The organism is Sphingopyxis sp. GW247-27LB (assembly GCF_002277025.1).
Lineage (GTDB): Bacteria > Pseudomonadota > Alphaproteobacteria > Sphingomonadales > Sphingomonadaceae > Sphingopyxis.
Map to the genome: position 1 here is coordinate 757624 of NZ_NIWD01000008.1, position 24310 is coordinate 781933.

General features: G+C 66.4%; 25 protein-coding genes. 7 read left to right on the top strand and 18 right to left on the bottom strand.

All coding sequences use genetic code 11. The features are described from left to right. Positions 1 to 17: 17 nt before the first annotated feature. Positions 18 to 1376, top strand: coding sequence for a dicarboxylate/amino acid:cation symporter (locus tag CD928_RS11105; protein WP_095387112.1), 1359 nt, complete (start codon positions 18 to 20; stop codon positions 1374 to 1376). Positions 1377 to 1424: 48 nt separating this feature from the next. Further along, a complete protein-coding gene (locus CD928_RS11110) occupies positions 1425 to 2756 on the top strand; it encodes a dicarboxylate/amino acid:cation symporter (protein WP_095387113.1) in 1332 nt (443 codons plus the stop codon). 5 nt (positions 2757 to 2761) lie between these two features. Here CD928_RS11110 and CD928_RS11115 read toward each other — a convergent pair whose 3' ends face one another. After that, entirely contained in the window at positions 2762 to 3622 is an 861-nt protein-coding gene (locus CD928_RS11115; protein ID WP_141237139.1) for a hypothetical protein, read from the bottom strand. A 178-nt stretch (positions 3623 to 3800) separates the two neighbouring features. Here CD928_RS11115 and CD928_RS11120 point away from each other — a divergent pair, with 178 nt between their 5' ends. Continuing rightward, complete coding sequence (locus CD928_RS11120) at positions 3801 to 5192, top strand: cytochrome P450 (RefSeq protein ID WP_095387402.1); 1392 nt, start codon at positions 3801 to 3803, stop codon at positions 5190 to 5192. A gap of 37 nt (positions 5193 to 5229) precedes the next feature. Further along, complete coding sequence (locus CD928_RS11125; protein ID WP_255247117.1) at positions 5230 to 5952, top strand: extensin family protein; 723 nt, start codon at positions 5230 to 5232, stop codon at positions 5950 to 5952. 130 nt (positions 5953 to 6082) lie between these two features. On the opposite strand, the gene CD928_RS11130 is transcribed toward CD928_RS11125, so the two are convergent. The 10 genes from CD928_RS11130 to CD928_RS11175 all read right to left on the bottom strand — a co-directional run bounded on the left by CD928_RS11130 (position 6083) and on the right by CD928_RS11175 (position 15680). After that, on the bottom strand, positions 6083 to 6442 hold the full coding sequence (locus tag CD928_RS11130) for an iron-sulfur cluster assembly accessory protein (RefSeq protein ID WP_095387403.1): 360 nt from the start codon (positions 6440 to 6442) through the stop codon (positions 6083 to 6085). Between the two features lie 95 nt (positions 6443 to 6537). Continuing rightward, the gene (locus CD928_RS11135; RefSeq protein WP_095387116.1) at positions 6538 to 7020 is read right to left on the bottom strand and encodes an SUF system Fe-S cluster assembly protein; all 483 of its coding nucleotides are present in this window, start codon (positions 7018 to 7020) and stop codon (positions 6538 to 6540) included. Continuing rightward, on the bottom strand, positions 7017 to 8162 hold the full coding sequence (locus CD928_RS11140; RefSeq protein ID WP_095387404.1) for an aminotransferase class V-fold PLP-dependent enzyme: 1146 nt from the start codon (positions 8160 to 8162) through the stop codon (positions 7017 to 7019). Before CD928_RS11140 ends, CD928_RS11135 begins: the two co-directional genes overlap by 4 nt. Before the next feature lie 59 nt (positions 8163 to 8221). Next, positions 8222 to 8953 carry a SufD family Fe-S cluster assembly protein gene (locus tag CD928_RS11145; RefSeq protein ID WP_176473545.1) on the bottom strand — a complete coding sequence of 244 codons (732 nt, stop codon included), beginning with the start codon at positions 8951 to 8953 and terminating at the stop codon, positions 8222 to 8224. Positions 8954 to 9065: 112 nt separating this feature from the next. Further along, positions 9066 to 9809, bottom strand: a complete 744-nt coding sequence (sufC, locus tag CD928_RS11150; protein ID WP_095387118.1) for a Fe-S cluster assembly ATPase SufC — start codon at positions 9807 to 9809, stop codon at positions 9066 to 9068. A gap of 186 nt (positions 9810 to 9995) precedes the next feature. Beyond that, a complete protein-coding gene (locus tag CD928_RS11155; RefSeq protein WP_095387119.1) occupies positions 9996 to 10475 on the bottom strand; it encodes an endonuclease domain-containing protein in 480 nt (159 codons plus the stop codon). Next, the gene (gene sufB / locus CD928_RS11160; protein WP_095387120.1) at positions 10472 to 11959 is read right to left on the bottom strand and encodes a Fe-S cluster assembly protein SufB; all 1488 of its coding nucleotides are present in this window, start codon (positions 11957 to 11959) and stop codon (positions 10472 to 10474) included. The genes CD928_RS11155 and sufB overlap by 4 nt, the downstream gene beginning before the upstream one ends. A 4-nt stretch (positions 11960 to 11963) precedes the next feature. Continuing rightward, positions 11964 to 12455, bottom strand: a complete 492-nt coding sequence (locus CD928_RS11165) for an Rrf2 family transcriptional regulator (protein ID WP_095387121.1) — start codon at positions 12453 to 12455, stop codon at positions 11964 to 11966. 410 nt (positions 12456 to 12865) lie between these two features. Further along, a complete protein-coding gene (locus CD928_RS11170; protein ID WP_095387122.1) occupies positions 12866 to 13753 on the bottom strand; it encodes a helix-turn-helix domain-containing protein in 888 nt (295 codons plus the stop codon). Between the two features lie 85 nt (positions 13754 to 13838). Continuing rightward, positions 13839 to 15680, bottom strand: a complete 1842-nt coding sequence (locus tag CD928_RS11175) for a DUF885 family protein (RefSeq protein ID WP_255247118.1) — start codon at positions 15678 to 15680, stop codon at positions 13839 to 13841. Between the two features lie 68 nt (positions 15681 to 15748). On the opposite strand from CD928_RS11175, the gene CD928_RS11180 reads away from it, so the two are divergent. Continuing rightward, positions 15749 to 16816, top strand: a complete 1068-nt coding sequence (locus CD928_RS11180; RefSeq protein WP_095387124.1) for a quinone-dependent dihydroorotate dehydrogenase — start codon at positions 15749 to 15751, stop codon at positions 16814 to 16816. Positions 16817 to 16828: 12 nt separating this feature from the next. On the opposite strand, the gene CD928_RS11185 is transcribed toward CD928_RS11180, so the two are convergent. Continuing rightward, positions 16829 to 17116: a DNA-binding transcriptional regulator gene (locus CD928_RS11185; protein WP_095387125.1), complete on the bottom strand. Its 288-nt coding sequence runs from the start codon at positions 17114 to 17116 to the stop codon at positions 16829 to 16831. Beyond that, positions 17113 to 17235 (bottom strand): hypothetical protein, encoded by a 123-nt coding sequence (locus tag CD928_RS23795; protein WP_255247119.1) that lies wholly within the window; start codon positions 17233 to 17235, stop codon positions 17113 to 17115. The genes CD928_RS11185 and CD928_RS23795 overlap by 4 nt, the downstream gene beginning before the upstream one ends. 385 nt (positions 17236 to 17620) lie before the next feature. Between CD928_RS23795 and ggt the strand changes: the two genes are divergently transcribed. Continuing rightward, positions 17621 to 19315, top strand: a complete 1695-nt coding sequence (gene ggt, locus CD928_RS11195) for a gamma-glutamyltransferase (protein ID WP_095387405.1) — start codon at positions 17621 to 17623, stop codon at positions 19313 to 19315. A 41-nt stretch (positions 19316 to 19356) separates the two neighbouring features. Continuing rightward, on the top strand, positions 19357 to 21162 hold the full coding sequence (locus CD928_RS11200) for a long-chain fatty acid--CoA ligase (protein ID WP_095387126.1): 1806 nt from the start codon (positions 19357 to 19359) through the stop codon (positions 21160 to 21162). A 108-nt stretch (positions 21163 to 21270) separates the two neighbouring features. Here CD928_RS11200 and CD928_RS11205 read toward each other — a convergent pair whose 3' ends face one another. From CD928_RS11205 to CD928_RS11225, 5 genes are all read right to left on the bottom strand, one after another. After that, positions 21271 to 21720, bottom strand: a complete 450-nt coding sequence (locus tag CD928_RS11205; RefSeq protein WP_095387127.1) for a hypothetical protein — start codon at positions 21718 to 21720, stop codon at positions 21271 to 21273. A 72-nt stretch (positions 21721 to 21792) separates the two neighbouring features. Next, complete coding sequence (gloB, locus tag CD928_RS11210; protein ID WP_255247120.1) at positions 21793 to 22521, bottom strand: hydroxyacylglutathione hydrolase; 729 nt, start codon at positions 22519 to 22521, stop codon at positions 21793 to 21795. A 67-nt stretch (positions 22522 to 22588) separates the two neighbouring features. Then, positions 22589 to 23026 (bottom strand): VOC family protein, encoded by a 438-nt coding sequence (locus CD928_RS11215; RefSeq protein ID WP_095387129.1) that lies wholly within the window; start codon positions 23024 to 23026, stop codon positions 22589 to 22591. 8 nt (positions 23027 to 23034) lie between these two features. Next, the gene (locus tag CD928_RS11220; protein ID WP_095387130.1) at positions 23035 to 23472 is read right to left on the bottom strand and encodes a thioesterase family protein; all 438 of its coding nucleotides are present in this window, start codon (positions 23470 to 23472) and stop codon (positions 23035 to 23037) included. A 70-nt stretch (positions 23473 to 23542) separates the two neighbouring features. Further along, entirely contained in the window at positions 23543 to 24304 is a 762-nt protein-coding gene (locus CD928_RS11225; protein WP_095387131.1) for an alpha/beta fold hydrolase, read from the bottom strand. Positions 24305 to 24310: the final 6 nt, after the last annotated feature.

Sequence of the window (24310 nt, forward strand, 5' to 3'; positions counted from 1 at the left end):
GACAGGGGAGTGATCGAATGGCGCGTCGCCTAACTTTGTATATCTTGATCGGCATGGTTCTCGGCATCGTCGCCGGGGCCATCGCGCATGCGCAGGTCGGCGCCGATGCCGAGGAAGCCAAGCGGATCGCGGGCTATTTCAAGCTGCTCGCCGACGTCTTTCTGCAACTGATCAAGATGATCATCGCGCCGCTGGTGCTGGCGACGATCGTGACCGGCATCGCCAATATGGGCGACAGTTCGGCGCTCGGGCGCATCGGCGGGCGGGCGCTCCTCTGGTTCATCACCGCCAGCCTGGTATCGATCACGCTCGGCCTGCTGCTCGTCAACGCGCTCCAGCCCGGATTGCGGCTCGACCTCACCGCCACCGTGCCGATCGGCGAGGTCAAGACCGAGGCGCTCAACCTGCGCGACTTCGTGCTTCACGTCTTTCCCCAGTCGATCTTCGAATCGATGGCGAAGAACGACATTCTCCAGATTCTGGTCTTTTCGCTCTTCGCCGGAGTGGGCCTCTCGGCGATCGGCGAACGCGGCGAAATTCTGGTTCGCGGCATGGACGCGCTCGCCGAGCTGATGCTGCAGATCACCAACTATGTGATGCTGTTCGCGCCTTTTGCGGTGTTCGGCGCGCTCGCGGGGGTGATCACCGTCAACGGGCTTGGCATCCTGCTCGACTTCCTGCGGCTGGTCGTCGAATTCTATTTCGGGCTGCTGCTGCTCTGGCTGGTGCTGCTCGGGCTCGGCGCGATCTTCCTCGGCAGGCGCATCCTGACGCTGGTGCGCTATATCGTCGAGCCGCTGCTGCTCGCCTTCTCGACCGCCTCGTCGGAGGCCGCGCTGCCCAAGCTGTTCGAGCAGCTCGACCGCTTTGGCATCCCGCGCCGCATATCGGGCTTCGTCCTGCCGCTGGGTTACAGCTTCAACCTCGACGGGTCGATGATGTACATGAGCTTCGCGACCCTGTTCATCGCGCAGGCCTATGGCATCGAGCTGTCGATCGGCACCCAGATCCTGATCCTGCTGACGCTGATGGTGACGTCGAAGGGGATCGCCGGGGTGCCGCGCGCCAGCCTCGTCGTGATCACCGCGACGCTCGCGCAGTTCGGGCTGCCGGTCGAGGGCGTGGCGCTGATCCTCGGCATCGACCAGTTCCTCGACATGGGCCGCTCGGCGACCAATGTCGTCGGCAATGCGGTCGCGACCAGCGTCATCACCAAGTGGGAAGGCATGCTCGAAAAGCCCGAGCCGGCCAACGCCGACTGGCCGCACGCGCCGAGCCATACCGCGCATCATGGAACCCGCGGGCTCGATCTTCGTGAAGACAATGGGGAAGGAAAAGGGGACGGGGAGGCTACGCCGGCGACCGATCGCGCCTGAACCACGGCTTTTCGGTCGCCTCGACAGGGGCGGACGAGGAGCTGAACGATGGCGGATACCGCGGTAACGGCGGCGGCAAGCGGCGACGAAGCACGCGCCCGGCGGCTGCAATGGCGGATGCTGATCGGCTTCGTCGCCGGGCTTTTTGCGGGTCTGGCGGTCTATTACGGCGCCGCCGACGCGCCGTGGGTCGACACCGTCACCACCTATGTCACCGGGCCGATCGGCCAGATATTCCTGCGCCTGCTGTTCATGCTGGTGATCCCGCTGCTGGTGTCGGCGCTGATCGTCGGGGTCGCCGAAATGGGCGAGATGCGCGCGCTCAAGACCGTCGGGCTGCGCACGCTGGTCTATACCGTCGTCGTGTCGTCGATCGCGGTCGCGGTCAGCCTCGCGGTGGTCAACGCGCTGCAACCGGGAGCGGGGGTCGATCCCGCGCTCGCCAAGACCCTGCTGGCCGAGGGCGCCGCGCGCGCCGGCACGATCATCCAGAGCGCGCATGAATCGAAATCGGGGGTCGCGGCGGTGGTCGCCATCGTCCCCGACAATTTCTTCAACGCGATGAGCCAGAACGACGTGCTCGCGGTGATGTTCTTCGCGCTCTTCTTCGGAATCGGGCTGATGCTGGTGCAGACGCCGCAGACGCAGGTGCTGAAAACCGCGATCGAGGGCGTGTTCGAGGTGGCGATGAAGCTGATCGGCCTCGTCATCCAGCTCGCGCCGATCGCGATCTTCTGCTTCATGTTCAACCTCGCGGCGCAGTTCGGCTGGGACCTGATCATCCGCCTGTCGGCCTATGTCGGGGTCGTTCTGCTCGCGCTCGGTCTCCAGATGTTCGTGATCTTTCCGATCATCCTCAAGACGTTGGCGAAGAAATCGCCGGTCGCCTTCTTCCGCGAAACGCAGGAGGCCTTCGTGATGGCCTTCGCGACCGCCTCATCGAACGCGACGCTGCCGACCTCGCTGCGCGTCGCGCACGATCGGCTCCGCCTGCCCGACCGCGTCGCGCGCTTCGTCCTCACCATCGGCGCGACCGCGAACCAGAACGGCACCGCGATGTTCGAAGGCGTGACGGTGATCTTCCTCGCGCAATTCTTCGGGATCGACCTGACGCTGACGCAGCAGATTTCGGTGATGCTCGTCTGCATCCTCGGCGGCATCGGCACCGCCGGCGTGCCGGCAGGGTCGCTGCCGGTGATCGCGCTGATCCTCGCCTCGGTCGGGGTACCGCCCGAAGGGATCGGGCTGGTGCTCGGCGTCGACCGCTTCCTCGACATGTGCCGTACCGTGCTCAACGTCATCGGCGATCTCGTCGCCGCAACCGTCGTGTCGGCGGGGGTGGGGGGCATGCCGGCGGCGGACGATCCGCCGCCGGCCTGACCGCTTTACTGATCGCGCTGCGCGCGGATGCGGTCGCCGCGGTTCGGGCGCGGCGCCGGTGCCGGGCGCTCGGCGCGCGGCGGTGCGGGGCGTGCGGCCGGCGCGCGGGGCGCGGGGGCCGGACGAGCCGCCGGCGCGCTGCGAACCGGCGGGCGCGCCGCGGGCTGGCGGATCGACGGGCGTCGCGGTTCCGCTGTGTCGCGAGCGGGCCGGCCGGTCAGCACCGAACGGATCTGGGGCTTCTTGCCGTCGGGCCTAACCATCGGGCCGCGATCGGGCCGGCCGGGACGCGTCGCAGCGGGGGGAGGCCGGTGGTCGTTGCCGCCGGGGCGGGTGCCCGGCCGCGTGCCGTGCGGCGGCCGGTTGCCGTCATGGTCGCCGTTCCAGCCGCCGGGGCGCCCAGGCCGGTCACCATGATGACCATTGCCGCCGTCGTGCCCGTTCGATCCGCCCGGATGTCCCGGCCGGCCCGGCCGGCCGCCGTGATTGCCGTCGCTGCGCCCGCCATGGTGGCGCCACCAGGCGCGGCGGCCGCCCCAGTAATTCAGATACTGGCCGCGCAGCGGATAGCGGTTGTGGTAATTGTCGAACATCCACAGGCCATAGCCCGGATAATAATAATCGTCGTACCAGCCCCCGCCGAAGCCGATCTGCGCGAAGCCTGCGCCATAGTCGCCGCTATCGTAGCAGTCATAGCCATAGCCGTCGTCGTAGGCATAGGGATCATAGTCGTAATAATCGCCCGCGCACGCGCCCGAGGAGGCGTAGCTCGACCCGTAGACGTCGCCGTAATAGCAGCCGCCGAGCGTGGTCGTCGCCAGCGCGCCGAGCGCGAGGGAGAGGGGGCGCCGAAACATCTTGGCCATCATCTTGTCCTTCATGAAGGTCCAACGAGCGGACCCCCGATCTTGAAGCCCGGATTGCCCGAGTCGAGTTGAATTTGCGGTGAATGGTGCCTCGCGCCGCTTCAAGCGTTACTTGCATCGATGTCAGTAGTCCGATAGGCTCGCACGGACCCATGACGACAAGAGGATGGTACCCGCGATGAACGCCCCCGCAAGGATCGAATGGTCGGAAGCGCGCTTCGGTTCGGACACGCAGCATTGGCTGCCGCGCAATCCCGATAGCGTGCTCGACCATATTCCGGGCCAGGACGGCCTGCCGATCCTCGGCAACACGCTCGACCAGCTTCGCGACTATCCGGCCTTCACACGAAGGATGGTGGCACAATATGGCCGCGTCTATCGCAACAACAGCTTCGGCGGGCGTAGCGTCACGCTGCACGGGCCCGAGGCGAACGAGCTGGTGATGTTCGACCGCGAGAAGATCTTCTCGTCCGAACAGGGTTGGGGACCGGTGCTCAATCTGCTCTTCCCGCGCGGGCTGATGCTGATGGATTTCGAAAAGCATCGCGCCGACCGCAAGACGCTGTCGGTCGCCTTCAAGCCCGAACCGATGCGCCACTATGCCGATTCGCTGAACGAGGGGATCCGGAATCGCGTCGCGACATGGAGCGGCAGGACGTTCAAATTCTATCCCGCGATCAAGGAACTGACGCTCGACCTCGCCGCGACCAGCTTCCTCGGCATTCCCTGGGGCCCCGAGGCCGACAAGGTCAACAAGGCGTTCGTCGACATGGTGCAGGCGTCGATCGGCGTCGTGCGCGTGCCGCTGCCCTTCACCGCGATGGGGCGCGGCGCCAAGGGGCGCGCCTATCTGGTCGACTATTTCGGCCGCATGGTGCCCGAGCGGCGCGAAGGCACGGGCGAGGATATCTTCAGCCAGATCTGCCGCGCGACCGACGACAATGGGGAGCATCTCTCGGTCGAGGCGATCGTCGACCATATGAACTTCCTGATGATGGCGGCGCACGACACCATCACCAGTTCGGTCACCACGCTCGTCTGGCAGCTCGCGAAGCACCCCGAATGGCAGGACCGGCTGCGCGAGGAGATGCTGCGCGTCGCTCCCGCTGGCGAGGGGGTCGGGCACAACAGCCTCGGCGAGCTCGAACTCACCGAATGGGCGTTCAAGGAGGCGCTGCGGCTGGTGCCCCCGGTGCCGAGCTTTCCGCGCCGCGCGCTCAAGGATTTCGAGTTCGGCGGCTACCGCATCCCGGCGGGCACCTCGGTCGGGGTCAGCCCCGCCTTCACCCACATGATGGAGGAGCATTGGCCCGAGCCCGAGACATTCGACCCGATGCGCTTTTCGCCCGAGGTCGCGCGCGAGCGGCACAAATATGCCTGGGTCCCCTTCGGCGGCGGCGCGCACATGTGCCTCGGGCTGCACTTCGCCTATATGCAGGCGAAAATCTTCTTCCACCATGTGATCACGACGCACCGCATCGTGGTGGCGGAGGGCTATGAACCCGACTGGCAGATCTTGCCGATCCCGCGGCCCAAGGACGGATTGACCGTGCGGTTCGAGCCGCTCTGAGCTTGCCGCGCCGCGCGCGATGCCGCAGTTGGGGCGGGTGAAGAAAAAGAGCCCCCGCCCCTATCTGATCTGGTTCGGCATCGCGGTGTTGCTGACGCTCGCCGCGATCCGCGGCATGGCGTGGCTGCGCGCGCATCCCGAGCACAACCCCGCCGCCCGCTTCGAGCTTGCGCATCGGCAGGGCTGGGCGACGCACGGCAAGCTGATGGCGTTCGTAGGCGACGATGCGGCCTGCTTCGCGGCCTTCGACCGCGCCGGCGCGGGCTATCTGCGGCGGCCCCCAATGGGCGAGGGCGTCTGCCGCGCCTCTCAGCGCATGCTGCTCACCGGCAACCGCTTCGTGCCGACGATGCGCCCGGCGAACGCCGCGCCGGGCTGTGCGGTCACCGCGGCGATGATCCTGTGGACCCGCGACATCGTCCAGCCGCTCGCGCGGAAATATTTCGGGCAAAGGGTCGTCGAGCTCGAAAATCTCGGCGCCTACAACTGCCGCAGGATCGCGGGACGCCAGGCGCAGAGCGAACACTCGACCGCGAACGCGATCGACATTTCGGCCTTCGTCCTCGCCGACGGGACGCGCATCTCGCTCGTCGGCGACTGGGACGATGCCGATGTGCGGAGCGAGTTTCTGCATGCGGTCCGCGACGAATCGTGCGGCCTCTTCTCGACCGTCCTGTCACCCGACTACAACGAAGCGCACGCCAACCATTTCCACCTCGACATGGCGGTGCGGACGGCGGGCTGGACGGTCTGCCACTGATCCTCCCCGCTTGCGGGGGACGGGCCATGCGAAGCATGGTGGAGGGAGTGGGCGGTTTCAGGCGACGTGGAAAGGATGCGAGCCCCCTCCGTCAGCCGTTCCGGCTGCCACCTCGCCATTGTGGGCAGGATTAGACGGTGAAGCTCTCGCCGCAGCCGCACGCGCCCTTGGCGTTGGGGTTCTCGAACACGAAGCCCGCGGCGAAATCATCCTCGACCCAGTCCATGACGCTGCCGATCAGATAGAGCACCGACGCGCCGTCGATGTAGAAGGTGCCGCCGGGCGTTTCGATCTTCTCGTCGAAACGGTCGGCCTCGGTCACATAATCGACCGAATAGGCGAGCCCCGAGCAGCCGCGGCGCGGGGTCGACAGCTTGACGCCGATCGCGCCCTCGGGGGCGGACGCCATCAGCTTCGCGACGCGCGCTTCGGCGGCGGGGGTCAACGTCACCGCGGCGGGACGGGTGCGGGTCTTGGTATCGGTCATCATCATCTCCCCCCTCCCGCAGGCGGGAGGGGTCGGGGGTGGGCTTGCTCAATATAGGGATGGTTCGGGCCCGCGCCCACCCCCAGCGAACAGGGCGATCAAAGCATCCCCAGTTCCAGCCGCGCCTCGTCGCTCATGTTCGCGGGGCTCCACGGCGGATCCCAGACCAGATTGACCTCGGCATCGCCCACGCCCGGCACCGCGCCGACGCGCAGTTCGACCTCGCCGGGCATCGATTCGGCGACCGGGCAATGCGGCGTGGTCAGCGTCATGGTGATCAGGACATGGCCGTCGTTGATCTCGACATTGTAGATCAGGCCGAGGTCATAGATATTCACCGGGATTTCGGGGTCGTAGATGTCCTTGAGCGCGTTCACGACGGCTTCGTAAAGGTCGCCGCCGACCCCATGCGGGTCGACCTCGGCCGGCTTGGCGGCCAGGAAACCTTCCAGATAGTCGCGCTTGCGCTCCAGCTTGTCGCTCATCGATTCCGGGGCGGGCCCGGCGTCCCCGACGCGCGCCTTGGGCGGCGGCGGCACGCTTTCCACTTCCTCGACCCGGATCGTCCGTTCCTCGTTCATCCGAAAATCCTTTCGACGCGCGCCAGCCCTTCGATCAGCGCGGTCACATCATCCTGATTGCTGTAGAGCCCAAAGCTCGCGCGCGCGGTCGCCGGCACGCCCAGATGCTCCATCAGCGGCTGCGCGCAATGGTGCCCGGCGCGGATCGCGACCCCGCTCTCGTCCAAAATAGTGCCGATATCGTGCGGATGAACCCCCGCCATCGCAAAGCTCACGATCCCGGCGCTGCTCTCGGGGCCGAACAGCGTCACGCTGTTCTTGCGCGCGAGCTGCTCGCGCAGCGAAGCGACCAGCGCGCATTCGTGCGCGTGGATCGCCTCGACCCCGATGCTTTCGACATAATCGACCGCCGCCGCGAGCCCGAGCGCTTCGACGATCGCGGGCGTGCCCGCCTCGAAACGCGTGGGGGCGGGGGCATAGGTCGTCTTCTCGAAGGTCACGCGGTCGATCATCGAGCCGCCGCCCTGCCACGGCGGCAGCGCATCGAGCTTGTCGCTCCACAAGACGCCGATGCCGGTGGGGCCATAGAGCTTGTGGCCTGAAAACACATAATAGTCGCAGCCCGATGCCGCGACGTCGACCGGCAACCTCGGCACCGCCTGGCAGCCGTCGATCAGCAGTTCGGCGCCGACGCGGTGCGCGAGCTCGGCGGCGCGTGCGACGTCGAGCGGGCTGCCGAGCACGTTCGAGACATGCGCGAAGGCGACCATCGTGTGATCAGGGGTCAGCATCTGTTCCGCCGCATCGAGGTCGATGCGCCCGTCCGGGGTCAGCGGGCAGACGTCGACCTGCCATCCCGCGAGCTGCCACGGCACGATATTGCTGTGATGTTCGAGCGTCGACAGCAGCACGCGGCCCTTGCGCCGGTGCGAATAGGCGACAAGGTTGATCGCCTCGGTCGCCCCGCGCACGAAGACGATTTCGCTCTCGCGCGCGCCGATGAACGCCGCGATCCGCCGCCGCGCCGCCTCATAGGCGAGCGTCATGTCGGCCGAGCGCGCATAGACGCCGCGATGGACGGTCGCATAGTCGCGCCCCATCGCCAGCGTGCAGGCGTCGATCACCGCTTGGGGCTTCTGCGCGGTCGCGGCGGTGTCGAGATAATGCCAGCCGGGGGTCAGGCCGGGGAAGTCGGCCCTGATGTCCCCCTCCCGCTTGCGGGAGGGGTTAGGGGAGGGCCTGTTCGTGGCTGTCGCGACGCTCACACCAATTCTCCCAGCTTCGCCAACGCCAGCTCCTGCAGCCGCGCCTCATCCTCCGCCCCGTCGAACACGCCCGCGACGAACGCCTGCAGCAGGATCTTCTTCGCCTCGGCCGGCGGCATCCCGCGCGACTGGAGATAGAAAAGCGCTTGCGGATCGAGCTCGCCGATCGCGCAGCCGTGCGCGCATTTGACGTCGTCGGCGAAGATTTCGAGTTCGGGCTTGGCGTTGGCGGTCGCGCTGCGGTCGAGCAGCATCGCCTTCACATCCTGCTCGCTGTCGGTCTGCTGCGCCCCGCGCGCCACCGCGACCTTGCCGAGATAGGTGCCGGTGGCGGTGCCGCCGAGCACCGAGCGCACCCTCTGCCGCGATGTCGCGCCGGGCTCGGCATGGGTGACGGTGGTGATGATCTCGAGCGTCTGCTCGCCCCCCCCGATCTGCGCTGCGCCGAGCGCGAAATCGGCGCCTTCGTGCAGCGTGACGTTCAGCTCGATGCGGCCATAGGCGCCGCCGATGTTGAGCACATGCAGTTTGGCGACCGCGCCCTTACCAAGGGTGAGCTCTATTTGCTGGACTGCGCCTTCATCCTGCACGATCGCCCGGCGCAACTCGCCGCCCGCCGGTACGACAATGCTCTCGGGTGCGGGGAGCGGCCAGAGGCGCGTCAGCGCCTCCATGTCGCTATAACGCCACGCCTCATCACGGCGTGTGGGGAGAGGTGCCGTGCTCACGGCCTATTCCCCTCCGCGTCTCCGCGTCTCCGCGTGAACAGAATACAGGATTCACGCGGAGACGCGGAGGCGCGGAAAAAAGAAGAGATTGCGCCTGCGGCGCGGAGATGGGTCACGCCGCCACCTCCGCATAGCCGTGCGCTTCCAGCTCGCGCGCCAGTTCGGGCCCGCCCGACTTGACGATCCGCCCCGCCGCGAGGACGTGGACGAAATCGGGCTGCACATAGTCGAGCAGCCGCTGGTAATGAGTGATCAGCAGCACCGCCTTGTCGGGGCGCCGCATGATCGCGTTGATCCCGTCGCCGACGATGCGCAGCGCGTCGATGTCGAGCCCCGAATCCGTCTCGTCGAGGATCGCGAGCGTCGGGTCGAGGATGCCCATCTGCACCATCTCGTTGCGCTTCTTCTCGCCGCCCGAAAAGCCGACGTTCACCGGGCGCTTGAGCATGTCCATGTCGAGCTTGAGCAGCCCCGCCTTCTCGCGCGCCAGCTTCAGGAAATCGCCGCCCGAAAGCGGTTCCTGCCCCCGCGCCTTGCGCTGGGCGTTCAGGCTCTCGCGCAGGAACTGGACGTTCGATACGCCGGGGATTTCGACCGGATATTGGAAGCCGAGGAACAGGCCGGCGGCGGCGCGCTCGTGCGGATCGAGGGCGAGGAGGTCTTGGCCTTCAAAGTCTACGGACCCTTCGGTCACCTCATACCCCGGCCGCCCACCGAGCACGTAGGACAGCGTCGACTTGCCCGCGCCGTTGGGGCCCATGATCGCGTGGATTTCGCCCGCGTTGATGGCGAGCGACAGACCCTTCAGGATCGGCTTGTCGGCGACGGTGGCGTGGAGGTTTTCAATTTTGAGCACTGTTTCTGTCGATCCTATATTCATTGGCCTCAATCTGGATGGGGCTGCCATTGACCTTCAGGGTCTCGTCTTGCGGAACACGAACGAACTCGTGCGAGCCACCGATCTGATTATGCGGATTCGGAACCAATTCGGGTTCGGAACCGGAAGCGACCGGGCGCTGTCTACGGAGTAGCCAACGCAACATCACATCAAACTCCTCTCTAGCCCCTCCCCTTCAGGGGAGGGGTTGGGGTGGGGTCTCTCGGCCTGAGGCAGGGCTTCGGTGATAAACCGCAACACGCCATCTATATTGGACATAACGTCATGGTTCGTGACGCGGATGGTGCGATAGCCTTGTTCCGCTAGTGTCTTATCTCGGGCGCGGTCCGCAGCCTCTTCGTGCGTGTCACCATCGACCTCGATGATCAGCTTCGCCGGAACGCAAACGAAATCCGCAATGAACCGCTCGATCACTTGCTGACGACGGAATTTGAAACCTTCGACCTGTCCATTCGACAGATGCCGCCACAACCGCTTCTCGGGTTCGGTCGGGTTGTTTCGCATCTGGCGAGCGCGGCTCTGCAACTCTTCGATGGTCGAGGCCGATAGACCCCACCCCCGGCCCCTCCCCTGAAGGGGAGGGGTGTTAAGCTGTTTGGCCTGATCGCGAAGTGTCCAGATCATCCGACCGACCCCTCCAGCGAAATCCCCAGCAATTTCTGCGCTTCGACCGCGAACTCCATCGGCAGTTGCTGCAGCACTTCCTTCGCGAAGCCGTTGACGATCAGCGCCACCGCTTCTTCCTGCCCCAGCCCGCGCTGCATCGCGTAAAAGAGCTGGTCGTCGCTGATCTTGCTGGTCGTCGCTTCATGTTCGACCTGCGCCGAGGGATTGCGGACCTCGATGTACGGCACCGTATGCGCCCCGCAGCGGTCGCCGAGCAGCAGGCTGTCGCACTGGGTGAAGTTGCGCACGCCCTCGGCGTTCGGCGCGACGCGCACCAGTCCGCGGTAGGTGCCGCTCGACTGGCCGGCGCTGATCCCCTTCGACACGATGGTCGATCGGGTGCGCTTGCCGTTGTGGATCATCTTGGTGCCGGTGTCGGCTTGCTGATGATTGTTCGTCACCGCGACCGAATAAAATTCGCCGACGCTGTCGTCGCCGTTGAGGACGCAGCTCGGATATTTCCAGGTGATCGCGCTGCCGGTCTCGACCTGCGTCCACGACACCTTGCTGCGCTTGCCCTGACAGAGCGCGCGCTTGGTCACGAAATTATAGATGCCGCCCAGCCCCTCGGCGTTGCCGGGGTACCAGTTCTGCACCGTCGAATATTTGATCTCGGCATCGTCGAGCGCAACCAGTTCGACCACCGCGGCGTGGAGCTGGTTCTCGTCGCGCATCGGCGCGGTGCAGCCTTCGAGATAGGAGACATAGGCGCCCTTGTCGGCGACGATCAGGGTGCGCTCGAACTGCCCCGTATTCTCGGCATTGATCCGGAAATAGGTGGAAAGCTCCATCGGACAGCGCACGCCCTCGGGCACATAGACGAAGGTGCCGTCCGAAAAGACCGCGCAGTTGAGCGCCGCGAAATAATTGTCGTGCTGCGGCACCACCTTGCCGAGCCATTTCTTCACGAGATCGGGATGCTCGCGGATCGCCTCGCTGATCGACAGGAAGATGACGCCCGCCTTCTTGAGCTCTTCGCGGAAGGTGGTCGCGACGCTGACGCTGTCAAACACCGCGTCGACCGCGACCTTGCGCGCGCCCTCGACCCCGGCGAGCACCTTCTGCTCCTCGATCGGGATGCCGAGCTTCTTGTAGACCTCGAGGATTTCGGGATCGACCTCGTCTAGCGACGACAGCTTCGGCTTCGCCTTGGGCGCCGCATAATAATACGCGTCCTGGTAGTCGATCGGCGGCACGTTGAGCTTCGCCCAGTCGGGCGGCGTCATCGTCAGCCAGTGGCGATAGGCCTTCAGCCGCCAGTCGAGCATCCATTCGGGCTCGTTCTTCTTCGCGCTGATGAAGCGGACCGTGTCTTCGGACAGGCCCTTGGGCGCGAAGTCGGTCTCGATCGCCGAGGACCAGCCATGCTCATAATCGGCGACCTTGGCGGCGGCCTCGTGTGCGGCCTGGTCCTTGACGGGGAGTTCGCTGTTGTCGGTCATATCTCTAACTCGTCGCTCCCGCGAAGGCGGGGGCCGTTGTCGTTTCATCCTGCGGCGTCGGAGTAAGGCCTCCAGCGGCCCCCGCCTTCGCGGGGGCGACGGTGAGGCTCGCCAGGCTGATCCCCGCCAGCGCGGCGCGGACCGCGCCGTTGACGACGCCGAGGTGCGGCTGGACCTGGCAGCTGCCTTCGAAGCCGCAGTCGTGGCGTCCCTCGTCGCAGCAGGCGGTCAGCGCGATCGGACCCTCGACCGCCTCGATGATCTCGGCGACGTTGATCGCCGCCGCAGGGCGCGCGAGCCGCACGCCGCCGCCGCTGCCGCGCGAGGCGACGAGCAGGCCGGCGCGCGCGAGGCTGCTCACCAGCTTCTGCGCGGTCGGCCCCGGAATCCCCGTCTGCTCGGCGAGCAGCGCCGCGTGCAAAGGCACCGATCCGCACTGGCGCGCGGCGGCGCTCATCAGCACCACGGCATAATCGGCAAGGTTGGACAGGCGCATCGTTTCTCCGTCCGCGAATTGCGAACGATTCTTAACTGGAGTAAATTGCTCCACTTATATAGGCGAAGCTCCGGCGCGGCGCAACCAAGGGGCGCTATTCGTCCGCCAAGAAAAAAAAGGCACCCATCCGGCCGAAGCCAAATGAGTGCCAAGATGAAGGTCTCAGTCCTCGTCAGAGAGGAAGAGCTCTTCTGGGTCGCAGGCCCCGATTATGCCCGCGCCGCGATTCGCGATTGTATGGAAACGCCAAAACGACGGGTTCGGTGCTTTTGATGGTTAATGGATCCGAGTGCGGGCGCGAATACCTCCGTCATTGCGAGGAGCGCAGCGACGAAGCAATCCAGGGCGGTTTACGGGGACTCTGGATTGCCGCGTCGCCTGCGGCTCCTCGCAATGACGACAGGGAGGCGTCAGGTCTCGGACACCAGCGGGCTCACCTTGCCCGCGAGCTGTTTGCGGCCCTTGGTCGTCGCCTCGGTATAGTGCGAGGGGTGGCCGAGCTGCCCCGGCGTCGCGCCCGCGAAGCGCTTGATCTCGCGGATCAGGTGCGACTGGTCGTAGAAGGCGTCGCCGAGCTCCGCCGCATCGAGATTTTCGCCGCGCGCCAGCGCCGAGGCGGCACGCACCGCGCGATATTTGCGCGCCAGCATCCGCGGCGACAGGCCGTAATAATGTTTGGTCATGCGCTCGACCGAGCGGATCGACATGCCCGTCGCCTCGACCAGATCGGCGACCTGCGGCGATGCGGTGTCGGTCAGCCAGCCATCGACGGTGCGGATGAACCACATCGGCGCCGCTTCCTGCTTCTGCAGGACCTCGCGCGCGAAATTATTGCCGATCACCAGCTGCTCGGCGACGTCGGCGGCGTTCGTCAGCGCGGCGGCGACCGCTTCGATCCAGTCGCCGAACAGGTCGGCGGCGTCGATCGCGCGGTCGGTCAGCTTCTCGGCATCGTCGCCCATCAGCGCCGCCCAGCCCGCGGGGAGCAGGCCGAAGCCGAACATGCGCGTCGGGCAATGACTGATCGCGCGCACCCGCCCGCTCGTCGGCCCGACGATATTGGCGCGGCGCACCGGCGAGCGATGGCCATCGGCGAAGACATATTCGCCGTCGGCAGCGGTTACGAAGCGGAATTGCGGGCGGTCGGCGCGCTCATATTCGTCGAAGCTCGGCATGTTGACCCGCGCGACGTAAAAGCTCGACACCATGTCCGCGAGATCGGATTCGGGCGGGAAATATTGCAGTTCGAACGGCGCATCGCCGTCCACGCCCTGTGGCGAGGAAAGATTGTCCGACATGACGAGACCGACCCCCGGCAGCTTTATTGCCGCCTGTTTACGATCCGTATAATTTTCCTTTCGTCGCGGTGCGTCAAGCTGCAATTTATCGGGGGCTATCCTTTTGCGCCGCGATCCAGCCGTCGACCCGGCGCTCCAATATGTCGAGCGGCACCGGACCCGAGCCGAGCACGACGTCGTGGAAGGCGCGGATGTCGAAGCGGTCGCCGAGCGCCGCCTGCGCGCGGCCGCGCAATTCCATGATCTTGAGCTTGCCGATCGTATAGGCGGTCGCCTGTCCCGGATAGACGATATAGCGTTCGACGGCTTTCTCGATATCGCCGTCGGGGTTGGGGGTGTTGGCCTTCAGCCAGGCGATCGCCTGGGCGCGGCTCCAGCGCTTGTCGTGGATGCCGGTGTCGACGACCAGCCGGCACGCGCGCCACAACTCCATGCCGAGTCGGCCGAAATCGCTGTAGGGATCGGTATAGAAGCCCATGTCCTTGCCGAGTTCCTCGGCATAGAGGCCCCAGCCTTCGGTATAGGCGGTGAAATTGCCGAAGCGGCGGAAGGGCGGCAGTCCCTCGAGCTCGGTCTGCACCGCGCGTTGCAGATGGTGGCCGGGAATCCCCTCGTGATAGACCAGCGCCTCGAGCTCGGTCTTCGACATGTCCTTGAGGTCGTAGAGGTTGACATAATAGGTGCCGGGCCGCGACCCGTCGGGCGAGGGCGATTGATAGAAGGCCTTGCCCGCCGATCCCTCGCGGAACGCCTCGACCGCCTTCACCTGCAGCGGCGCCTTGGGCAGCGTGTTGAAGAAGGCGGGCAGCCGCGCCTCCATCGCCTTCACATGCCCGTCGACCTCGGCCAGATAGGCGGTGCGCGTCTTGTGATAATATTGCGGGCTCGTGCGCAGATGCTCGAAGAATTGCGGCAACGTGCCCTTGAAGCCGACCTTCGCCATGATCGCCTGCATCGCGCCGTGGATGCGCGCGACTTCGGAGAGGCCAAGGTCGTGGATCTGCTGCGCGGTCATGTCGGTGGTCGTGTAATTGGCGAGCAGCGCCTGATAATAGGCCGCTCCGTCGGGCAGCCGCCAGACGCCGTCGTCGGTCGGCGCCGACGCCTCTTGCCGCTGCATCTCGCCGAGCAGGCGGCGATAGGCGGGATAGGCATGGTCCCGCCACGCCGCCTGCGCGTCGCCGAGGAGCCGCGCCCTGGCGTCCGCGTCGATGTCGAGCTTGGCGACCTTCGCCGCGAAATCGGCGAGCACCGCGTTGGGGGCGGGGCGGGCGGGGTCGCTCGTCGTCAGGTTGCGGATGTCCGCGATCACATAGGCATAGACCCATTTGGGCGGCTGGATGCCGCGCGCCGCGCGCTCGGCCGATTGCGCGCTCAGCGCGTCGAGCACCGGCTCCATGCCCCCGATCCGCTCGATATAGGCGCGCGCGTCCTGGGTATCGGTGATGCGGTGGATGTTGATCAGGAAGGCGGGCATCTGGCTCTGCGACCCGCTCATCTGGTTGAAGATATAGCTATAGTCGCGGAACGGGAACAGCTTGGCGTTGCGTTCGGCCTGCGCGTTGAACAGTTCGAACGACAGCGCGTCGTTGGCATCGAGCGCCGCGGGATCGAAGCTGCCGCGCATCGCCGCCGCCGCCGCCTGCAACAGTTTGTCGCGCGCGACCGCGGCCTCGTCGCCGACATCGTCCCAGCGGCCGTAATCTTCGTCGCGGATGCCGCGATAGGCCTTCGCCTCGGGGCTCAGCGACAGCTGCGCCGCGTCATATTTGTCGAAGAAATCGGCGAGCCCCGCGCCCGCGGGCGCCGGCTCGGCCGCCGCGGGGAGCGGGGCGGCGCCCTCCTGCGCCGCCGGCACCGCGCAGCCCGACAGGGCGAGCGCGGCGGCGCAGACGGAGGCGGTAAGGGCGATGCGGCGATGCGACACGATTTTCTCCCGGTTTTTCGGCAGCCGCGGGCTTGCCATAGCGCCCCGCGCGGCGCAATGGCGACCCCATGTCGCTCCTCGCTTCCGCCGCCGATGCCGCCTATGCCTGCGTGCGCCCGCTCGTTCATGCGACCGACGGCGAAGCGGCGCATAATCTGACGCTGAACGCGCTCCAGCCGCTGCCGCGCGCGCGCCGCGCGCTGACCAGCCCGGCGCTCGCGACCGAGCTGGCCGGAATCGCCTTTCCCAACCCGGTCGGGCTGGCGCCGGGGTTCGACAAGGATGCCCGCGTCGCGCACGCGATGCCGCATTTCGGTTTCGGCTTCGTCGAGGTCGGCACGCTGACCCCGCTGCCGCAGGCGGGCAATCCGCGCCCGCGGCTGTTCCGGCTGGTCGAGGACGGCGCGGTGATCAACCGCATGGGCTTCAACAACGGCGGGCAGGCGGCCGCGGCTGAACGGATCGCCTGTCTCCGTCGCTATGGCCTCGCGGTGCCGCTCGGCATCAATATCGGCGCGAACAAGGACAGCGCCGACCGCATCGCCGATTATGCGAAGGGCACCGCGGCGATGGCGCCGCTCGCCGATTATCTGACGGTGAACATCTCGTCGCCCAACACGCCGGGGCTGCGCGCGCTGCAGGACAAGGGCGCGCTCGAGGCGCTGCTCGACGGCGTCGCGGCCTCGCAGGGAGACGCGGCGAAGCCCGTGTTCCTGAAGGTCGCGCCCGATCTCGAACCCGCCGACATCGACGACATCGTCGCGGTGGCGCTCGACAAGGGGTTGGCGGCGGTGATCGTGTCGAACACCACAATCGAGCGGCCGCCGCTCGCCTCGCGCCATGCGGACGAAGCGGGGGGGCTGTCGGGCGCGCCCCTCGCGGCGCTGGCGCTGCAGCGGCTCAAGGATTTCCGAACCGCGAGCGGCGGCGCGCTGCCGCTGGTCGGCGTCGGCGGCATCGCGACTGCCGAACAGGCGTGGGAGCGCATCCGCGCCGGCGCCAGCCTCGTCCAGATCTATTCGGCGATGGTGTTCGAGGGGCCCGGCCTCGCCGGCCGCATCGCGCGCGGGTTGGAGCGCCTCGCCGCGCGCGATGGCTTCGCGAAGGTGTCCGACGCGGTGGGAACCGAGGGATAAAAGATAAAACCGTCAGCGCAGTAATTCGCTCACCAATGAAGGTTTTTTTGCGATCATGGCCAGCAATACCTGAGCGGGGCCGGTGGGGTGCCTGCGGCCCTGCTCCCAATTGAGCAGCGTGCCCTTGGCAACGCCGATGCTGCGCGCGAACGCGCTTTGCGACAGGCCCGTGCTGGCCCGGATCGCGGCCACATCGACAGCGGGCACCTTCACCTTGTGCACGATCGCGCCGGTTTCCTTGCCTTTGGCATGATCCAGCGCTTCGTTCAGCCCCTGCATGATGCTCCTATAAGCACTCATCGGCGGTCTCCATAGGTTGCAACCAGTGCCTTGCTCAAATCGACGGCGGCGGCCAGTTCGGCCCTGGTCAGATTGTCCTTCTCGTTCTTGGCGAACACGGTGACGAGGTAGATTGGCATTTGCGTGCCTCCGAACACGTAGATCGTCCGGTAGCCGCCGCTCTTGCCGCTGCCCCGCGGGGAATGCGAACCTTGCGCAGACCACCGCCCAGCGGGACGCCGGCTTCCGGGTTGGCCGCGATATAGTCCACCAGCGCCCCGCGCTCGTCATCCGTCATGATCGCCTTGGCGCATCGCAGAAACTCCGGCAGTTCGACGACGGTTTGCAAGGCGGTCATGACATTCTCATCTATCCGTCAATGACATATATGTCAATGGCGTATAACTCCTGTCCACCGGAGCGGTTCTGGCGAATGCTTGCCCGTTATCGGGATCTCGCCCGCAGCAAAGAGGAAAATCCCGGCCGGGCTTGCACACCCCGACCCCTCGCGCCAATGTCGCGCGCATGATCAAGCGACTCCTTGCTGTCTTCAGCCTGTTCGTCATTGCCATCCCGTCGCTTGCCGCGGCGCAGGGCGTTACTTCCTCCGCCGATCCGCGCGCGACCGAGGCCGGGCGCGCGATATTGGAGAAGGGTGGCTCGGCCGCCGATGCCGAAATGGCGATGATGCTGGTGCTGACGCTGGTCGAGCCGCAGTCGAGCGGGGTCGGCGGCGGCGGCTTCTTTATCTATCACGACGCGAAGACCGGCCAGCTCGCGACGATCGACGGCCGCGAGAAGGCGCCCGCCGCGGCGACGCCCGACCGCTTCCTCGGCAAGGACGGCAAGCCGCGCGGCTTCATGGACGTTGTTCCCGGTGGCCTGTCGGTCGGCGTCCCCGGCAATATCCGGCTGATGGAGCAGGTCCACAAGCATTGGGGCAAGCTGCCCTGGGCCGATCTCTTTCAACCGGCGATCGAGTTGGCCGACAAGGGGTTCGAGGTCACTCCCGTCCTCCACAAACTGATGAACGCCTATGCCGATGTCTGGAAGGATTTTCCCGAGATTCGCGCCATCTATTATGTCGATGGCAAGCCCGCGCCGGTCGGCACGATCGTCAGGAACCCCGCCTATGCGAAGCTGCTCCGCGACGTCGCGGCGCGCGGCCCCGACGCCTTCTACACCGGCGCCAATGCGCAGGCGATCGTCAAGGCGGTGACGCAGGCGCCGCGCAACCGGACGAAGATGACGCTCGCCGACCTTGCGGCCTATCAGGCGAAGGAGCGGCCGGCGGTCTGCACCACCTACCGCGTCTACAAGGTCTGCGGCATGGGACCGCCCTCGTCGGGCGCGACGACCGTGTTCGGCATCCTCGGCATGCTCGAAGCCTATGACATGAAGGCGATGGGCAAGGACAATGTGATGAGCTGGCACCTGCTCGCCGAGGCGATGCAGCTCGCCTATGCCGATCGCGGACAATATCTCGGCGACAGCGATTTCGTCGACGTGCCGGTGAAGGGCCTGCTCGACAAGCAGTATCTGGCGAGCCGCCGGATGCTGATCTCTCCTTACGCGGTGCGCAGCGACTATCCCGTCGGCACGCCGCCGGGGGCCCAGCCGCGCACGCCGTCGGGTCCGGTCGCCGAACATGGCACGACCCATTTCGTCGCGGTCGACCGCGACGGCAATGTCGCGACGATGACCTCGACCGTCGAATCGATCTTCGGCAGCCAGCTCATCGCCAATGGCTTCGTCCTCAACAACGAGCTCACCGACTTCACCCTCGCCCCCGAACAGGACGGCAAGCCCGTCGCCAACCGGGTCGAGGCGAACAAGCGGCCGCTATCCTCGATGTCGCCGACGATCGTCTACGGCCCCGACGGCCAGGTGATCCTCGCCCTCGGCTCGGCGGGCGGCAAGCGGATCATCATGCACGTCACGAAGACGCTGATCGGCGTCCTCGACTGGGGCCTTCCCGCCGAGCAGGCGATCGCGCTTCCCAATTTGTTCTTCGACGACCAGGGCGCGATCATCGAGGATAATGCGATGGGCAAGGAGATCGCACAGGAATCGGCGGTGTTCGGCAAGCCGATCCGGCCTGAGAATTTCGGGTCGAAGGTCAATGCCGTCGAGCGCACGCCGACGGGCTGGCGCGGCGCCGCCGATCCGCGTACGCCCGGCAATTGGGCGACCGACGATCCGACCGCGGCGGCCGAATAACAGAACAGAAAAGACTGATATCCTCCCGGGAGAGAAGAGGCATGAAGCTCGAAAACCCGCATCTCGACCATTTTCCAAGCCTGGTCGCGATGTTCTTCGACCGCGCGGCGCGCGGCGGCGAGGACCCGTTCCTGTGGCGCAAGGCCGACCGCGCATGGCAACCGCTGAGCTGGCGGCAGGTCGCCCATCAGGTCGCGGCGCTCGCGCATAATCTGCGCGAACTGGGCCTGAAAGAGGGCGACCGGGTGGTGCTGGTCAGCGAGAACCGCCCCGAATTCTGCATCGCCGACCTCGGCATCATGGCCGCGGGCTGCATCACCGTGCCGACCTACACGACCAACACCGAGCGCGATCACCAGCATATATTGGGCAACAGCGGCGCCAGCGCGGTGATCGTGTCGACCGCCAAGCTCGCGCGGGCGTTGATGCCCGCGGTGATGCGATCGAACGCCAATATCGTCATCAGCATGGAATCCTTGCGCGTCGGCCAGCAGGGCGATGTCCAGGTCCATGATTGGGAACCGCTGGTGACCGGCGGCGAGGCGCATCTGGAGGACGCGAAGGCGCGCGGGCTCGCGATGAAGCGCGAAGACCTCGCCTGCCTCATCTACACCAGCGGCACCGGCGGCGCCCCGCGCGGGGTGATGCAGCACCATGGCGCGATCCTGCACAATGGCGCGGGCGCGGCCGAGATATTGGTCAACGACTTCGGCATCGGCGAGGAGGAGGTGTTCCTATCCTTCCTGCCGCTCAGCCACGCCTATGAGCATTCGGGCGGGCAGTTCCTGCCGATTATGGTCGGCGCGCAAATCTATTACAGCGAGGGGCTCGAAAAGCTCGTCTCCAACATCGAGGAGACGAAGCCGACGATCATGGTGGTCGTGCCGCGCCTGTTCGAGGTCATTCGCGCGCGGATGATCAAGTCGGTCGAAAAGCAGGGCAAGCTCGCGAACTGGATGCTGAACCAGGCGCTGCGCGTCGGCGAAAAGGATTATGAGCGCCGCATGGGCGTCCTCGACCGCCCGGTCGACCTCATCCTCAACAAGCTGTTCCGGCCCAAGATCCAGCAGCGCTTCGGCGGCCGGATGAAGGCGCTGGTGTCGGGCGGCGCGCCGCTCAATCCCGAAATCGGCGTCTTCTTCCACTCGATCGGCCTCACGCTGCTGCAGGGCTACGGCCAGACCGAGGCGGGGCCGGTGATCAGTTGCAACCGTCCATCGGCAGGGCTCAAGATGGACACCGTCGGCCCGCCGCTGATGAACACCGAGGTGCGGATCGCCGACGACGGCGAAATCTGCGTGCGCGGCGAACTCGTCATGCACGGCTATTGGCGCAACGAGGCGGAGACGCAGCGCGTGCTGGTCGACGGTTGGCTCCACACCGGCGACATCGGCCATATCGACCCTCAAGGCCGCATCGTCATCACCGACCGCAAGAAGGACCTGATCGTCAACGACAAGGGCGACAATGTCTCGCCGCAGCGGGTCGAGGGGATGCTGACGCTCCAGCCCGAAATCCTCCAGGCGATGGTCTATGGCGACAAGCGCCCGCACCTCGTCGGCCTGCTCGTCCCCGACCCCGAATGGGCGGCCGAATGGGCCGAGGCCGAGGGTCTGCCCAAGGAACTGGGGCTACTGCGCGAGCATGAGAAGTTCCGCGCCGCGGTGCGCGCCGCGGTCGACCGGGTGAACGACCAGCTTTCGGTGATCGAGAAAGTGCGCAAGTTCGACTTCGCCGACGAACCCTTCACGATCGAGAATGAGCAGATGACGCCCTCGATGAAGATCCGCCGCCATGTGCTGAAGGAAGTCTACGCCGACAAGATCGCGGCGCTGTATCGGGGATAACGGGCCCCTCCTCTGAAGAGGAGAGGGTGGACTTGCGTCAATTGACAGGCGGGTTGCGACCCGAAGAGCTCGGCGCAAACCGGACCCGCCTGCCGCTGAGCCGATGGCTCAGCCAGCGTCCCCCGCCGGTTTGCGATAGGGGACGAAGTCGCCGAAGACGCAGGTCGGACCGCGGATGCCGCTCGACCGGTCGACCAGGTGGAAGAAATCGCCGTTGCAGATCTGCGATCCGAACTGCTTGATGACCATGATGTCGCTGTCGCGCGCCAGCCCCGGGCAACTGCCCTTGAGGTCGTTGCGATAAACGAGATTGCTGCCCGAACGGTAGAGCAGGATAGAGTCCGATACGCGCATCGCGTCGTCGGTGCGGAAGCTGGGGAGGCATTTCTCGGGCGCCCCGGCCACCTTGCCGGCGAGCTGCTTGTCGAGCGTTTCGGCCTGTTTCGGCGTCAGCGCCTCGGCGCCCGCCTCGGCACTGCCGGCGGGCGCGCAGCTTGCGACGATCGGGGCGGTCGCCGTCATCAGCGCGGCGGCGCAGAGGAGATTCCATTGGGCCATGATCAAACTCCTTGCAACATAAGGGGCGATAAACGCTTCAACGTGAACGCTTCCTGAAACCGGCGACGGCCGTCACGCGGCATCCTTGAGCGTGCGGATGCGGCCGAGTTCGGCGGCGCTCGGCGCGCGCAGGAAGGGGTTGGTCGCGCGCTCGGCGCCGATCGTGGTGGGGACGGTCGCCTCGCCCGCCGCGCGCGCCGCCTCGACTTCGGCGAGCCTGGCCGCGAGCGCGTCGTTCCCGGGCTCGACCGTCACCGCGAAGCGCGCGTTCGACAGCGTATATTCGTGCGCGCAATAGACGCGCGTCGCATCGTCGAGCGTGCCGAGCCGCTGCATGTTGGCGAACATCTGGTCCGCCGTCCCTTCGAACAGCCGGCCGCAGCCCATCGCGAATAGCGTGTCGCCGACGAAGATCGCGCCGTCCCCGGCGAAATGATAGGCGATGTGCCCCGCGGTGTGCGCGGGCACGTCCCAGACATCGGCGACATGCGCGCCGAGCCGGACCTGGTCGCCGCCCTTCACCAGCCGGTCGGCGGTGGGGATGCGCTCGCGCTCGGCGGCGGGGGCGATGATCTCGCAGCCGGTCTTCGCCTTGATGTCGGCGTTGCCGCCGGTGTGGTCGGGATGCCAGTGGGTGTTCCAGATCGCGGTGATCGGCCAGCCGCGCGCGTCGGCCTCGGCGAGCACCGGGTCGGCGACCGCGGGGTCGACCACCATCGTCTCGAAGCTCTCGGGATCGTGGACCAGCCAGACATAATTGTCGTTGAGGACGGGGATACGGACGATATCGAGCTGTGCCACGATTGCCTCCTTTCGCTCCGGCCTTTCGCTTCCTTGACGGAACGGGTTGGCGCGAGCCTTGGTGTTCCTACCAGCTTCCCGTATTGGGCATCGAGGCCCAAGGTTCGGCGGGTTCGAGATGACCATCCTGCAGCAGCTCGACCGAAATGCCGTCGGGCGAGCGCACGAAGGCCATGTGGCCGTCGCGCGGCGGGCGGTTGATCGTCACCCCCGCGTCCATCAGCCGCTGGCAGGTCGCATAGATGTCGTCGACGCGATAGGCGAGATGGCCGAAGTTGCGCCCGCCGCCATAGCTCTCCGCCGCGCTGCCGTCCTCGGGGGGCCAATTATAGGTCAGCTCGACCTCGGCGACGTCCTTCTGCCCCGGCGCGGCGAGGAAGATCAGCGTGAAGCGCCCCGCCTCATTGTCGAAACGGCGAACCTCCTCGAGCCCGATCAGCTTGAAGAAGGCGACGGTGGCGTCGGGATCCGTCACGCGGATCATCGTGTGGAGATATTGGGTCATGCCCCTATCTAGGCACGAAGCGGCCGTCCTTCAAACGCTTCGAACATGGATAGCAATTCATCGGGCACCGGCGCCGGCGCGCCGCGTGCTTCGGCGACGTGGACGCTGACCTCGAGCCCCGTCGCGCGCAGGTCGTCGCGCCCCGCGCCGTGCAGTTCGAACAGGAAGGTCATCGAGCTGCGCCCGACACGCGAGCAGCGCACGCAGATGTCGATCTGCTCGTCGAGAAGGATCGGCGCCTTATAGTCGACCTCCGCTCGCGCGACGTGGAATTCGGGGCTGTCGTGATGCGGCCAGCGGTCGTAGACGCCCGCCGCGCGCCAATATTCGGTGATGCCGATGTCGAAATATTCGAGGTAGCGGCTGTTGAACACCACCGCCTGCGCGTCGATCTCGGCGTAGCGCACGCGCTTGGTGAGGTGGAAGCGGAAGTCGCTGCGGGCCATGGGTCTCTTTCAGGGGTTGGTCGCGAGGCGCGCGAGGGTTGTCGGTTTGTCGCGATACGCGCGACGATTCTTAGCTTGTCGCGATACGCGCGACGGTATCGATCAGAAGCGCGATATCGCCGTCGCGCGACAGGCGGTGGTCGCCGCCCTTGACCAGCGTGACCTGGACGTCCTCGCTCGCGAGCGCGGCGGAGAGGCGGAGGCTGATCTCGGGCGGGACGTCGCCATCCTCCTGCCCGTGGAGCAGGCGGACGGGGCAGGCGAGGGGGATTTCGGCGTCCAGCAGCCGGTTCGCCTCGCCCGACTGCCAGAAGGCGCGGGTCGTGACATAGGGCTGATCGCCATAGGGCGTGTCCTCGACCAGCGCGCCTTCGGCGAGGATGATCGCCTTTTCCTCCGGGGTGAAGCCCCAGTCGGTGAAATCGGGAGCGGGGGCGATGCCGACGAGCGCGGCAACCCGCGCGGGGCCGTCGCGCTGGACGAGCAGCAAGGCCGCGAGCAGCATCAGCCAGCCGCCCATCGACGATCCGACGAGCAGCACCGGGCCGTCGACCTTCGCGTCGATCAGGTCGAGGACGTCGCCGCGCCAGTCGAGCAGCGTTTGCTCCGAAAACAATCCGTCCGACGACCCGCAACCGGCATAATCGAGCAGCAGGCAGCCATGTCCCTCCGCCGCCGCCCAGGCGAAGAGCGCGGTCGCCTTGCCGCCTTCCATGTCGGACATGTAGCCGGGGAGGAAGACGATCGTCGGCCCGGCGCCCTCGACATGGCGATAGGCGAGGCGCGGCCGGCCGGGCCGGTCGAGATAGGCGGGCGGGGAAAGCTCGGCCACGGACGC

Excerpts from the sequence above, each read along its gene's own strand:
- CD928_RS11105 (WP_095387112.1), top strand. The coding sequence starts at position 18 with ATGGCGCGTCGCCTAACTTTGTATATCTTGATCGGCATGGTTCTCGGC.
- CD928_RS11110 (WP_095387113.1), top strand. The coding sequence starts at position 1,425 with ATGGCGGATACCGCGGTAACGGCGGCGGCAAGCGGCGACGAAGCACGC.
- CD928_RS11115 (WP_141237139.1), bottom strand. The coding sequence starts at position 3,622 with ATGGCCAAGATGTTTCGGCGCCCCCTCTCCCTCGCGCTCGGCGCGCTG.
- CD928_RS11120 (WP_095387402.1), top strand. The coding sequence starts at position 3,801 with ATGAACGCCCCCGCAAGGATCGAATGGTCGGAAGCGCGCTTCGGTTCG.
- CD928_RS11130 (WP_095387403.1), bottom strand. The coding sequence starts at position 6,442 with ATGATGACCGATACCAAGACCCGCACCCGTCCCGCCGCGGTGACGTTG.
- CD928_RS11135 (WP_095387116.1), bottom strand. The coding sequence starts at position 7,020 with ATGAACGAGGAACGGACGATCCGGGTCGAGGAAGTGGAAAGCGTGCCG.
- CD928_RS11155 (WP_095387119.1), bottom strand. The coding sequence starts at position 10,475 with ATGATCTGGACACTTCGCGATCAGGCCAAACAGCTTAACACCCCTCCC.
- sufB (WP_095387120.1), bottom strand. The coding sequence starts at position 11,959 with ATGACCGACAACAGCGAACTCCCCGTCAAGGACCAGGCCGCACACGAG.
- CD928_RS11165 (WP_095387121.1), bottom strand. The coding sequence starts at position 12,455 with ATGCGCCTGTCCAACCTTGCCGATTATGCCGTGGTGCTGATGAGCGCC.
- CD928_RS11170 (WP_095387122.1), bottom strand. The coding sequence starts at position 13,753 with ATGTCGGACAATCTTTCCTCGCCACAGGGCGTGGACGGCGATGCGCCG.
- CD928_RS11180 (WP_095387124.1), top strand. The coding sequence starts at position 15,749 with ATGTCGCTCCTCGCTTCCGCCGCCGATGCCGCCTATGCCTGCGTGCGC.
- CD928_RS11185 (WP_095387125.1), bottom strand. The coding sequence starts at position 17,116 with ATGAGTGCTTATAGGAGCATCATGCAGGGGCTGAACGAAGCGCTGGAT.
- CD928_RS23795 (WP_255247119.1), bottom strand. The coding sequence starts at position 17,235 with ATGCCAATCTACCTCGTCACCGTGTTCGCCAAGAACGAGAAGGACAAT.
- ggt (WP_095387405.1), top strand. The coding sequence starts at position 17,621 with ATGATCAAGCGACTCCTTGCTGTCTTCAGCCTGTTCGTCATTGCCATC.
- CD928_RS11200 (WP_095387126.1), top strand. The coding sequence starts at position 19,357 with ATGAAGCTCGAAAACCCGCATCTCGACCATTTTCCAAGCCTGGTCGCG.
- CD928_RS11205 (WP_095387127.1), bottom strand. The coding sequence starts at position 21,720 with ATGGCCCAATGGAATCTCCTCTGCGCCGCCGCGCTGATGACGGCGACC.
- CD928_RS11215 (WP_095387129.1), bottom strand. The coding sequence starts at position 23,026 with ATGACCCAATATCTCCACACGATGATCCGCGTGACGGATCCCGACGCC.
- CD928_RS11220 (WP_095387130.1), bottom strand. The coding sequence starts at position 23,472 with ATGGCCCGCAGCGACTTCCGCTTCCACCTCACCAAGCGCGTGCGCTAC.